This is a genomic window from Curtobacterium pomorum (assembly GCF_044497295.1).
Classification (GTDB): Bacteria; Actinomycetota; Actinomycetes; order Actinomycetales; family Microbacteriaceae; genus Curtobacterium.
In genome coordinates, this window is the sequence record NZ_CP172409.1 from 2,035,560 (window position 1) to 2,046,465 (window position 10,906).

10 protein-coding genes and 1 tRNA gene are annotated in these 10,906 nt (G+C 72.4%); 5 read left to right on the forward strand and 6 right to left on the reverse strand.

Annotated elements, in window-relative coordinates:
• Positions 1 to 80: 80 nt before the first annotated feature.
• The gene (locus ACGH48_RS09795) at positions 81 to 842 is read left to right on the forward strand and encodes an SDR family NAD(P)-dependent oxidoreductase (RefSeq protein WP_396288336.1); all 762 of its coding nucleotides are present in this window, start codon (positions 81 to 83) and stop codon (positions 840 to 842) included.
• Here the strand turns inward: ACGH48_RS09795 and ACGH48_RS09800 are convergent.
• Positions 827 to 2,278 carry an MFS transporter gene (locus tag ACGH48_RS09800; RefSeq protein WP_396288338.1) on the reverse strand — a complete coding sequence of 484 codons (1,452 nt, stop codon included), beginning with the start codon at positions 2,276 to 2,278 and terminating at the stop codon, positions 827 to 829. The two genes, ACGH48_RS09795 and ACGH48_RS09800, sit on opposite strands and share 16 nt — an antisense overlap.
• A 180-nt stretch (positions 2,279 to 2,458) precedes the next feature.
• On the opposite strand from ACGH48_RS09800, the gene ACGH48_RS09805 reads away from it, so the two are divergent.
• Both ACGH48_RS09805 and ACGH48_RS09810 read left to right on the forward strand, forming a co-directional pair.
• Positions 2,459 to 4,528: a GMC oxidoreductase gene (locus ACGH48_RS09805; RefSeq protein WP_396288340.1), complete on the forward strand. Its 2,070-nt coding sequence runs from the start codon at positions 2,459 to 2,461 to the stop codon at positions 4,526 to 4,528.
• Positions 4,529 to 4,564: 36 nt separating this feature from the next.
• Positions 4,565 to 5,944: a hypothetical protein gene (locus ACGH48_RS09810; protein ID WP_340196113.1), complete on the forward strand. Its 1,380-nt coding sequence runs from the start codon at positions 4,565 to 4,567 to the stop codon at positions 5,942 to 5,944.
• Between the two features lie 39 nt (positions 5,945 to 5,983).
• Here ACGH48_RS09810 and ACGH48_RS09815 read toward each other — a convergent pair whose 3' ends face one another.
• Positions 5,984 to 6,652 (reverse strand): FadR/GntR family transcriptional regulator, encoded by a 669-nt coding sequence (locus ACGH48_RS09815; protein WP_396288342.1) that lies wholly within the window; start codon positions 6,650 to 6,652, stop codon positions 5,984 to 5,986.
• A gap of 87 nt (positions 6,653 to 6,739) precedes the next feature.
• On the opposite strand from ACGH48_RS09815, the gene ACGH48_RS09820 reads away from it, so the two are divergent.
• The gene (locus ACGH48_RS09820; protein ID WP_396288344.1) at positions 6,740 to 8,497 is read left to right on the forward strand and encodes a 2-isopropylmalate synthase; all 1,758 of its coding nucleotides are present in this window, start codon (positions 6,740 to 6,742) and stop codon (positions 8,495 to 8,497) included.
• Here ACGH48_RS09820 and ACGH48_RS09825 read toward each other — a convergent pair.
• Positions 8,482 to 8,688 carry a hypothetical protein gene (locus ACGH48_RS09825; RefSeq protein ID WP_123312674.1) on the reverse strand — a complete coding sequence of 69 codons (207 nt, stop codon included), beginning with the start codon at positions 8,686 to 8,688 and terminating at the stop codon, positions 8,482 to 8,484. The two genes, ACGH48_RS09820 and ACGH48_RS09825, sit on opposite strands and share 16 nt — an antisense overlap.
• A gap of 153 nt (positions 8,689 to 8,841) precedes the next feature.
• Between ACGH48_RS09825 and ACGH48_RS09830 the strand changes: the two genes are divergently transcribed.
• Positions 8,842 to 8,913 (forward strand) — tRNA-Gly (locus tag ACGH48_RS09830).
• Positions 8,914 to 9,186: 273 nt separating this feature from the next.
• Here ACGH48_RS09830 and ACGH48_RS09835 read toward each other — a convergent pair.
• The 3 genes from ACGH48_RS09835 to ACGH48_RS09845 are packed head-to-tail and all read right to left on the reverse strand — an operon-like array spanning position 9,187 to position 10,837.
• On the reverse strand, positions 9,187 to 9,456 hold the full coding sequence (locus ACGH48_RS09835) for a DUF6510 family protein (protein ID WP_396288346.1): 270 nt from the start codon (positions 9,454 to 9,456) through the stop codon (positions 9,187 to 9,189).
• Positions 9,456 to 10,247 carry a ferredoxin reductase gene (locus tag ACGH48_RS09840; RefSeq protein WP_396288348.1) on the reverse strand — a complete coding sequence of 264 codons (792 nt, stop codon included), beginning with the start codon at positions 10,245 to 10,247 and terminating at the stop codon, positions 9,456 to 9,458. Before ACGH48_RS09840 ends, ACGH48_RS09835 begins: the two co-directional genes overlap by 1 nt.
• On the reverse strand, positions 10,244 to 10,837 hold the full coding sequence (locus ACGH48_RS09845; protein ID WP_396288350.1) for a molybdopterin-dependent oxidoreductase: 594 nt from the start codon (positions 10,835 to 10,837) through the stop codon (positions 10,244 to 10,246). The genes ACGH48_RS09840 and ACGH48_RS09845 overlap by 4 nt, the downstream gene beginning before the upstream one ends.
• Positions 10,838 to 10,906: the final 69 nt, after the last annotated feature.

Consider the following 10,906-nt stretch of genomic DNA (forward strand, 5'->3'; position numbering starts at 1 on the left):
CCGGCCGGGGGCGTGTACGCAGGGCGGTACCTCGTCGACGCGGTGCACGGCGTCGACCCCCTCAGGAAGGCGCCCACACCATGACCTCACCCTTCGACCTGACCGGCAGGACCGCCCTCGTCACCGGCGGCAACCAGGGGCTCGGACGGGCGTTCGCGTTCGGCCTCGCCGAGGCCGGCGCCCGCGTCGCGATCGTCGGGCGGTCGGCCGAACGCAACGCCCGGGTCGCCGCCGAAGCCGCGGACGCCGCCCACGACTTCGTCACCATCACGGCGGACATCACCGACGGCGAGCAGGTGCTGCGCATGACCGAGGAGGCGATGACGGCCCTCGGTCGGATCGACGTGCTCGTCAACAACGCCGGCACATGCCACCACCGGGACGCGTTCGACGTCCCCGACAGTGAGTGGGACGACGTGTTCGACCTGAACGTCCGTGCGCTCTGGAAGACGTCGACCGCCGTCGGCGCGCACATGCGCGACGCCGGGTCGGGCTCGATCGTGAACATCGGCAGCATGTCGGGCCTCATCGTGAACCGGCCGCATTGGCAGCCGGCGTACAACGCGTCGAAGGCCGCCGTGCACCACCTGACGAAGTCGCTCGCGGTCGAGTGGGCGAAGTACGGCATCCGCGTGAACGCCGTCGCACCCGGGTACGTGAAGACCGAGATGGCTCCGGTGGACTCCCCGGAGTTCCGGCGGTACTGGATCGAGGACGCGCCGCAGCAACGGTTCGCCCTGCCCGAGGAGATCGCCCCGAGCGTCGTGTTCCTGGCGAGCGACGCGGCGTCGTTCATCACCGGGTCGGTCCTCGTCGCGGACGGCGGCTACAGCGCGGTCTGAGCCGGTTCGGCCACCGGCGTGCCCGCGCGGGTCGTCGCGCGGGCCATCCCGAAGCCGACGAGCAGGGCGGCGACGACCGTCAGGACGGCGCCCGCGACGGTGATGCCGCCCTCGAAGGCGGCCAGCCGGCTCGCCGTCCACGACGTCGAGGCGATGCTGTTGGGCACGAGCAGTGCCAGGACCATCCCGGTCGCCGTGATCCCCACCGCGGTCGCGAGCTCGCTCGAGGTGTCGACGAGCGCCGCACCGACCGACGTCCGGTTCGACGGCAGGCCCTGGAGCACGTTGTTGCCGGCGACGACCCCGACGACCCGCATGCCCGCGGCGACCAGGACGAGTGACCCGGCGACCCAGCCGTACCCGGCACGCCCGCCGACGGTGAAGAGCGCGAGTCCCGCCACGACGGCACCGGCGCTCAGCCAGGCCGCACGACCGAGGCCGACCCGCTGCACGAACGGGCCGACGAACCGTCCGGAGGCCAGGAGCACCACAACCTGCGGCAGCGTCGCCGCCGCGGCCAGCGCCGGCGACCAGCCCCAGGCGAACTGCAGCTGCAGCGTCACCAGGTACGACAGCCCGGAGACCGCGAGTCCGGAGGCCGCCTTGTACGCCAGACCGCTCGCGACGAGCGGACGGGCGAGCAGGCGCAGGTCGAGCAGCGGCTGTGCCGCGGTGCGCTCCCGCTGCACGAAGGCCGCCACCGCTGCGACCGTCACGACGACCCCGGTCCACCCCGGCCAGGAGGCGCTGCCCGCCTCCGCGAAGAGGGTGGGCGTCCCGAGTGCACCGACCAGGGCCGTGGTGCCGAACAGCGCGCCGGTCACGTCGATCCGGTCGGGGTGCAGGTCCTCCGGTCGGTCAGCGGGGACGCCGGTCCGGATGCCGATGAACGCGAGCGCCGCGATCGGGACGTTCACGAGGAGCAGGGCGTGCCACGGCGCCACCGCGAGGGCGAAGCCGCCCGCCGTCGGTCCGACCGCGAGCCCGACGAGGCCGGCGGTGGAGATGACCGTCAAGGCGCGGACGCGCAGGGCCTCGGTGTCGAAGAGCCGGAAGGCCAGGGCCATCGACCCGGGCGTCGTCATGGCCGCTGCGAGCCCCATGAGCGCGCGGACCGCGATGAGTTCGCCGGTCGTGGTGACCAGGGTGGTCGCCAGGGCGGAGAGCGCGAGCAGCACCAGACCGACGAGCATGACCCGACGTCGGCCGAACCGGTCGGCGACCGCGCCGAACAGGAGCATGAGGGCGCCGAAGACGACCGAGTAGGCACCGGTGACCCACTGCAGGCCGGTCGTCGACGCGTGGAGTTCGCGGCCGATGGTGGGGAGGGCGACGTTCAGCACCGAGTTGTCGAGCATCTCGAACAGGAAGACGGCGGACAGGCCGGTGAGAGCGATCCCGGCGTCGCGGAGCCGGGCGGGGGAACGGGTGGACACGTGCACTCCTTCGATGAAGAAGTGGCGACTCGTCCGAGACCGCGTGTGGGTGCCAGGCCGCCGGGGCGACGAGGCATTTTGCCCTCTGCCGCCAGAGTAGGTCGCCGGCACGACCGGTGCAAGTCCGCGTCCGCTACGGTGCTCGTGAGCGGCACCGGCGCCGCCCGGGAGGCAGGACCGATGACGGACCACGCGGCCACAGCGGCCCAGGAGTTCCTCCGCACGCACGACGAACGGCTCCGCGCCCTGGTCGACCGGGTGGTGCCGGCGGACGAGTACCCGTCGGCGTCCGAGGCCGGCGCGCTCGACTTCCTGGCCGGGATCCTGGTCGACCGGCCGGACTGGCTGGACCGCCTCCGGGTCGTCCTCGAGCACGCGGACGACCACGACCGCGCCGACGGCGTCGACGAGCAGGATCCGGACTGGACCTGGTTCGCCGAGCTCGTCGCCGCGGGCTACTACGCCGACGCAGGCAACGGCGGGAACGCGGGGGAGCGGTCCTGGGAGATGGTGGGGTGGCAGCCCGGTCCGCCGGACGGCTGGAGCGTGGCGGTACCGGTACCGACCGCCGTCCCCTCGGTCGTGCACCCGTCGCAGCTGGCCGACCGGTACGACGCGGTCGTCGTCGGGTCGGGCGCCGGCGGGGGTGTCGCCGCGTGCGGGCTCGCCGAGTCCGGGCGGCGCGTGCTCGTCATCGAGGCCGGTGGGTGGCCCGGCACCGCGGACCTCAGCCGAGACCACATCCGGAACCCGCGGTCGAGCTGGGGCGTCGCACCGCTGTCCGGGCCGTCGGACGTCGGGAACCCGCGCACGGTGGCGGACGGGCGGGAGCTGCTGGTGCTCCGGCCGTCGTCGCCGGGGTGGCACAACAACGCGGCCACGGCCGGGGGCGGTACCCGGGTCTACGGCGCACAGGCGTGGCGGTTCGGACCGCGGGACTTCACGATGGCGTCGACCTACGGGGTGCCGGACGGCAGCAGCCTGGCCGACTGGCCGTTCGGCTACGACGAACTCGCGCCCTGGTACGAGCGCGCCGAGTGGGAGGTCGGGGTCAGCGGGGGCGACGTCGACGGTCCGTGGTCCGGGGAGCGCTCGCGCGCGCGACCGATGCCACCGCTGCCGTCCGGGGCAGCGCGGGACCGGCTCGCCGCCGCCGCGGACACCCTGGGCATCTCGACGGTGCACGTCCCGCTCCTGATCAACTCGACGCCGTACCTGGGCCGCCGGGCCTGCGAGCAGTGCGGCATGTGCGTCGGCTTCGCGTGCCCGGTCGACGCCAAGAACGGCAGCCAGAACACCATGCTGACCCGCGCGTTCGCCACCGGCAACGCGTCGATCGTGCTCGAGGCCCGCGTCGCCCGGCTGCGGACGGACGGCACGGGTCGTGTGGTCGGCGTCACGATCGTCGGCACGGTCGACGGCCACGACTGGCGGACCGACGTGGACGCGGCCGAGGTCGTGGTCGCGGCCGGGGCGGTGGAGTCGGCGCGGCTCCTGCTGAACAGCCGGAGCGACCAGGAGCCCGACGGCATCGGCAACGGCGCGGACCAGGTCGGTCGGCACCTGCAGGGTCACGTCTACGGCGGCGCGATGGGGGTCTTCGACGACGTGGTGGACGACGGTCTCGGACCGGGACCGTCGATCGCCACCACCGACTACCGGCACGGCGTGCCCGGGCAGATCGGCGGCGGGATCCTGGCGAACGAGTTCATCGCGACGCCGTCGAACACCTACCAGTACCTCGTCGGCACGGGGCTCGTCCCACGCTCCGGGCTCGACGGCAAGCACGCGATGCGGGACCTGGCGCGGCGCAGCATGCGGATCATGGGTCCGATCCAGGAGGTCACCACGGCCGACGCCCGCGTCCGGGTGGACCCGGCGGTGACGGACCGGTACGGCATCCCGGTGGCGTCGTTCAGCGGTGGCGTCCACCCCGAGGACGTCCGCGCACGCGACCACACCAGCGCTCGCAGCGGCGACTGGCTGCGAGCCGCCGGCGCCACCCGCGTCGCCGAGCTGCACGGCCCGGTCCACGGCACGAGCGGCGGACAGCACCAGGCCGGCACCCTCCGGACGGGGGCGGACCCGGCGACGTCGGTGGTCGATCCGTCCGGCCGGGTGTGGGGGCACGACAACCTGCGCGTCGCCGACGGCTCGGTGCACGTCACGAACGGCGGCGTCAACCCGGTCCTGACCATCCTGGCGACCGCGATGCGGACGGTCGACGCAATGGTCGCGGACCGTCCGTGACCACACGACCGCGCCCCCACCGATACGGTGGCGTCCGTGACCGACGACCCTGAAGCCGCCATCGCCCAGCACGTCCACGATGCCTGGGACGGTTCCCTGCGGCTCGTGCACATCACGATCTCCGACGAGGACGGCGACGCCTACCCCGGGCAGGACGTCGACCGGTGGGTGATCGACGTCCGGGTGCCGATCACCGACGACGAGGCAGAGGCGGTGTCGGTCGCCGAGGTCACCGCCTACACGAGCCGGTCACCGGAGTCGGTCGAGGCGCTGGTGCTCGGCTACCAGGTGTCCGACGTCGACGGGGACTTCGCCGCCGCGATCGTCGTCCCCGACGCCACCGGCGAGACCTTCCTGTCGCTGCAGACACACGCAGCCGAGATGCTCGGCAAGCCGGACCTGCTCGCGCTGGACCGGGTCACCGTGCGTCCGGCCTACCGCGGGCTGCCCGGGCTCGTCCCCGCCCTGGTCGACGCCGTGCGGCGTGGTCCCGCCGGTCGCTCGGCATCGTGGGTGCTCGCGGACCCCTCGGTCTGGAACGTGCCGTTCGGTGACCAGGACCGTGCGGCCGGCGAGTTCGTCCAGTGGGCGGACACGACCGTGCTCGCATCGATGAACGCGGACCACGAGGACCTGGAGCGATTGGCCGCCGTGCCCCCGGCCGGCGGCGTCGTCATGGGTTCCCGATCGGACGAGGTGCACCTCGGCGACGCGCTGGACGAGGCGTTGGCGCGCCCGGCGATCGCGGTGGCGTTCGACCTGCCGCCGAAGCTGCCGGCGAGCATCTGGGCAGCCGCCCCCGAGGACGTGCACGGCGTGCACCCCGACGAGGTCACCGGCTCCATCACCGTCGAGACGCACGACGAGCAGCTCGAGGTCGTCGGGTCGCCGGGCACGGCGCCGCAGCTGGTCGGGACCTCCGCCTCGGCCGACGCCGCGACGCAGGACTGGCTCCGCGCGGTGCACCAGCGGTGGTGGCAGTACGAGCCCGGACTGCACGACCGCATCCACGAGGTCGTCGACGAGTACCTGACGTCCGGCGAGATCGAGTCCGTCACCGACGAACGCGCCCCGCACCTGCACGCACCGGACCTGCCCGTGTTCCGCACCGAGTGGCCCGGCATCGGTGAGGTGCACCTGGAGCCGCTCGGCGAGGACACCGAGCCCGTCGTGTACGACGCCGTGCTCGAGGTCGGCGACAGCCACGACCACATCGGCGCCGTCATCGTGCACGAGTCCGGACACGTCCGTGCGTCCCTGCACGACGAGTGGAACCCCGGCCTGACGGACGTGGGTGGCGCGCTCACCCACCTGATCAGCCTCGGGGCGGGGGAGTTCTTCGCGGACGCGCTGCACGACGAACTGTCGGCCGGTGCCGAGCACGCGATCCTGACGGGTGACGTGCGCGGACACTGAACCGATCGGGTGTGCCGGGCTGGACGGCCCGGCAGACGTTCACCCGAGCCGGGCCGTCAGGCTGCGCAGGTGCGCCCGCGTCCGAGCTGCCGCAGCGGCGGGATCCCGGTCGGCGATGGCGTCGACGATGTCGTCGTGCACGTCGCGGTCGGCCTCGCTGCCGTACGCACCGTCGATGCGGAGCAGCTCGATCATCGCTTGACGGCTGCGCGGCGTGAAGCCGTCGAAGAGCTCGGTGAGCAGCGGGCTGTGCGCGGCGACCACGATCGCGCGGTGCAGCGCCGTGTCGGCGTCGACGTGCTGCTCGATCGAGGCGCGTCGTTCCTGGCGGTGGTCGACCGCGCGCCGCATCGCGCGGAGTTCGGCCGGGGTCCGCCGTTCCGCGGCCAGGGACGACGCCTCGACCTCGATCGCGATGCGAGCCTCGACCACGGCGGTGATGTCCGCGTGGCGGAGCACCTCGTCGAGACCGTCCTGGACGTCGAGTGCGGTGACGAACACCCCGGCACCCTGCCGCGAGGCCAGCACGCCCCGGCCGGCGAGGTGCCGGATGGCTTCGCGCACCGTCGAGCGACCGACGCCGAGCTGCGGTGCCAGCGTCGTCTCGCCGGGGAGCTTCGCTCCGAGGACCCACTCGCCGTCTCGGATGCGGGCGAGCAGGGCGTCGGCCGCCTGTTCGGCGAGTGGTTCGCGGCGGACCGGTGTCATGTGCCCATCCTGCCGCATCGTGCGGAACACCTCCACTTGTCTGAGGAGTGGTGCTACGGTCGTCACGACAGCAGCACGAGGAGCCCCATGACCACCACCACTCCCACCGTCGCGACCCAGCCGTGGAACCGACAGCGTTCGTCCCCGATGCCGTCGCACCGGTACCGTGACGTCTCCGAGCGGGTCGCCGTCCCGCTCACCGACCGCACCTGGCCGACGCGGTCGCTCACCACCGCGCCGCTCTGGGTGCCCGTCGACCTGCGCGACGGCAACCAGGCACTCGCGGAGCCGATGGACCCCGAGCGCAAACGGCGCTTCTTCGAACTCATGGTGCGGATGGGCTACAAGGAGATCGAGGTCGGCTACCCGTCGGCGTCCGAGACCGACCACGCGTTCGTCCGGCTGCTCGCCGAGACCGACCTCGCGCCGGAGGACGTCACGATCGTCGTGTTCACCCCGGCCAGGCGTGACCTGATCGAGCGGACGGTGGAGTCGATCCGCGGCATCACCAACGACGTCGTCGTCCACATGTACACCGCGACGGCCCCGATGTGGCGGGACGTCGTGCTCGGCAAGGACCGGGACGAGCTGCGCGAGATGATCCTCGCCGGCGGCCGCGATGTGCTCGAGTTCGCGGGGCACCTGCCGAACGTCCGGTTTGAGTTCTCACCGGAGGTCTTCAACCTGACCGAGCCGGACTTCGTCCTGGAGGTCTGCGACGCCATGACCGAGCTCTGGGACGCCAGACCAGAGCGTCCGGTGGTCATCAACCTGCCGGCGACGGTCGAGATCGCGACGCCGAACGTGTACGCCGACCAGATCGAGTGGATGCACCGCAACCTGGCCCGGCGCGACGGGGTGATCCTGTCGGTGCACCCGCACAACGACCGGGGGACCGGCATCGCGTGCGCCGAGCTCGCGGTGCTCGCGGGGGCGCAACGCGTCGAGGGCTGCATCTTCGGCAACGGCGAACGGACCGGCAACGTGGACATCGCCACCCTCGCGCTCAACCTGCACGCGCAGGGCATCGACCCGATGATCGACTTCTCCGACATCGACGACGTCCGACGGACGGTCGAACACGCCACCCGCATCGAGCTGCACCCGCGACACCCCTACGTCGGCGATCTGGTGCACACCGCGTTCAGCGGCACGCACCAGGACGCCATCCGGAAGGGGTTCGCCGAACACCGGGCCCGCGCTGCCGCCGAGGGCCGCCCCGAGTCGGAGACGGCGTGGCGCGTGCCGTACCTGCCGATCGACCCGGCGGACCTCGGCAGGGACTACGACGCGGTCATCCGGGTGAACTCGCAGTCCGGCAAGGGCGGGATCGCACACCTGCTCGAGACGGCATCGGGCATCGAGCTCCCGCGCCGGCTGCAGATCGACTTCGCACGACGTGTCCAGCGCCACGTCGACGGATCGGGGGCCGAGGTCGACGGCCCGGAGCTCCTCGAGCTGTTCGAGCGGAGCTACGAGCGGACGCCCGACGGCACGGCGGACATCGAACTGGTGGCGATCGAGACGGCGCACGGCGCCGACACCCACACCGAGCTCACCCTGCGGGTCGAAGGAACCGAACACCACGGGACCGCCGTCGATGTCGGCCCGGTCGAGGCGGTCGTCGACCTGCTCGCTGCGTGCGACATCGTCGTCGACATCGTCTCGCTGCACCAGACCTCACGGACGACGGGCAGCGCCAGTGCGGCACTGACCCTGCTCGAGTACCGCGACGGGACCGGGGTGCACTGGGCAGCGGGTCGAGACCGGTCGGTGCTCACCGCGAGCGTGGAAGCGGTGCTCCAGGCCGCACGAGCGATCCGTTCGGCTCAGACCGGCCGGTAGATCGCGATCGGCGGAGCCTGGTCGTCCCCGTCGTCGTGCGCGCCCCCGGTGGCGAGCCAGGTCCGCCCCTCGTGCTCGATCGTGGTCGGCAGGTCGCCGTGCACCAGGATGCGGATGGCGGGGGCGTCGCCGTCGATCAGGTCGACGCCGTGGGCCTCGGTCCCGCCCGGGTTGTCGTGCACGTAGCTCATGCACCGATCGAACTCCTCCCCGCCTGATGACCGCCATCGCCGCCCAGCACGGCGCCTCGTGACGACCGGACACGCCCGGATCTGTCGAAGAACACGTCCCGGTGCCCGGGATCGGGTACAGTCGACTCCGCACGGCCGACACGGCGTGCGAATGCGGATGTGGCGCAGTGGTAGCGCATCACCTTGCCAAGGTGAGGGTCGCGAGTTCGAATCTCGTCATCCGCTCGGACAGGACACGACCCCCGGGTTGCTCGACGGAGCAGCACCGGGGGTTTCGTCGTCTCCGGGCACCGCACGCGGTGCTTCCGGGGGCGCAGGCTTCGGGTACCCGCGCCCACCGGACGCAGAGGCCACGCTGCCCCGAGTGGAGACGCCGGGTGGGTGGCCCAGCGATGTCCCGAAGAGTGATCCGGAGCATCGCCGTCCACGGATTGGGCCCCAGTTCGGGTCGTGCGGAAATCCGCAAGAACTCCGCAGGGCACGCCACTGTGGGTTGCTCTAGCCGAGTCCCTCGGGTAAAGAAGCCGCCGCGGCCCGGGTGCCCGGCAGCCCGACCCACCGGGTCGCCCCGGCATCCACGACCGTCACGAGCACGGTGTCGCAGTCGCGACAGCGGGCGACGGAGCCCATCGCCGTTCGGTAGACCGCGGTGCGCGCGACCGAGCCGAGCGAGCCGCAGCCCGCACAGCAGAGCACCGTCACGGTCGGCTCCGGACCGAGCACCTCGGACAGGACGCCCGCGAGCGCGTTGCCGTCGACGACCGTCATCAGCTGCCCCCGAAGCGTTCGGCACGGACGTCGGTGGTGTCGTGCCCGAGCTCGGCGAGCCAGCGGAGCACCTGCTCGACGAAGGGCGTCGACCCGCACACGTAGACGAGGGCTCCGACGTCCGGTGGGAAGACCGCGGCGGCGAGGGCGTCGCGGGTGAGCCGCCCCGCGGGAACGTCGGACCCGGGGGGAGCGGTCCGGCTGTACACGGCGGTGACCTCGAGCGGGGCCTCGGAGCCGACGGCCCGGTCGAGTTCCGCACGGAAGAAGACGTCGTCGGGAGTCCGGACGGCGACGAGCAAGCGGAACGGTGCGGGGTCCTCGGCCTCGGCATGCGCGGTGACCATGGCGACGAGCGGCACGATGCCCGATCCGCCGGCGATCAACTGCACCGGTCGGGTGGACCCGCCGGGACGCCACACGAACCACCCGCCGAGCGGGCCGTGCACCTCGAGCGCGTCGCCCACCTCGACCGCGTCGACCAGGAAGGGGGACACCTCACCGCCTTCGACGCGGTCGACGGCGAGGACGACGTCGGTGCCGTCGCCGGCCGAGGCGATCGAGTAGGACCGGGAGGCCTGGTACCCGTCCTCGGCCGTGAGTCTGACGTCCAGGTGCTGGCCGGGGTCGTTCCCCGGCCACGTCGGGACGTCGAGGACGACTCGACGTGCGTTCGGGGTCTCGCGCTCCACCGACGCGACCGTCGCGGGGTGCCAGGCCGGCCGCCTGCGCACCGCAGGGCGCACGGCGGGGCCGGGCCGGGCCTCCAGGTCGGTGTCGGGAACCGTCACCAGTACCGCTCTTCCTTCCACGGGTCGCCGTGCAGGTTGTACCCCGCGTTCTCCCAGAAGCCCGGCTCGTCGTCCGCCTGCATGACGATCCCGCTCACCCACTTCGCGCTCTTCCAGAAGTACAGGTGCGGCACCAGCAGGCGGGCCGGTCCGCCGTGTTCGGGTTCGAGCGGTTCGCCGTCGGCCTCGAACGCGATCCACGCCTTGCCGTCCAGCAGCTCGTCGAGCGGGACGTTCGTCGTGTACCCGCCGGTGCTGTGCACCATGCAGAAGTCCAGCGAGGTGTCGACGTCCTCGAACAGGCGGTCGAGGGGGACGCCGCGCCAGGGCATGTCGAGCTTGGTCCAGTGGGTGACGCAGTGGATGTCGACGGTGACGTCCTCGACACCGAGCGCGTGCACCTCGTCCCACGTCCAGGTGTGCAGCCCGTTCTCGGTGCGGATCGAGAAGGTCCACGACTCGGGCTCGATCTCGGGTGTGGCTCCGGCCGACAGCACCGGCCAGTCGCGCACCAGGGTCTGGCCGGGCGGGATGCGGGTGTCGTCGCGGTCGGCCCGGCGGCCACCGAACCCCCTGGTGAACGTCGCCATGATCCTCCTCGGACGGGATGCTCCGATCATGCACCGCACCGAGGGCGTCCGTGTAACGACTTCGTAAAC

What these genes read in the sequence shown, in the direction of transcription:
- ACGH48_RS09795 (WP_396288336.1), top strand. Translation starts at nt 81, where the DNA reads ATGACCTCACCCTTCGACCTGACCGGCAGGACCGCCCTCGTCACCGGC.
- ACGH48_RS09805 (WP_396288340.1), top strand. Translation starts at nt 2,459, where the DNA reads ATGACGGACCACGCGGCCACAGCGGCCCAGGAGTTCCTCCGCACGCAC.
- ACGH48_RS09815 (WP_396288342.1), bottom strand. Translation starts at nt 6,652, where the DNA reads ATGACACCGGTCCGCCGCGAACCACTCGCCGAACAGGCGGCCGACGCC.
- ACGH48_RS09820 (WP_396288344.1), top strand. Translation starts at nt 6,740, where the DNA reads ATGACCACCACCACTCCCACCGTCGCGACCCAGCCGTGGAACCGACAG.
- ACGH48_RS09825 (WP_123312674.1), bottom strand. Translation starts at nt 8,688, where the DNA reads ATGAGCTACGTGCACGACAACCCGGGCGGGACCGAGGCCCACGGCGTC.
- ACGH48_RS09835 (WP_396288346.1), bottom strand. Translation starts at nt 9,456, where the DNA reads ATGACGGTCGTCGACGGCAACGCGCTCGCGGGCGTCCTGTCCGAGGTG.
- ACGH48_RS09845 (WP_396288350.1), bottom strand. Translation starts at nt 10,837, where the DNA reads ATGGCGACGTTCACCAGGGGGTTCGGTGGCCGCCGGGCCGACCGCGAC.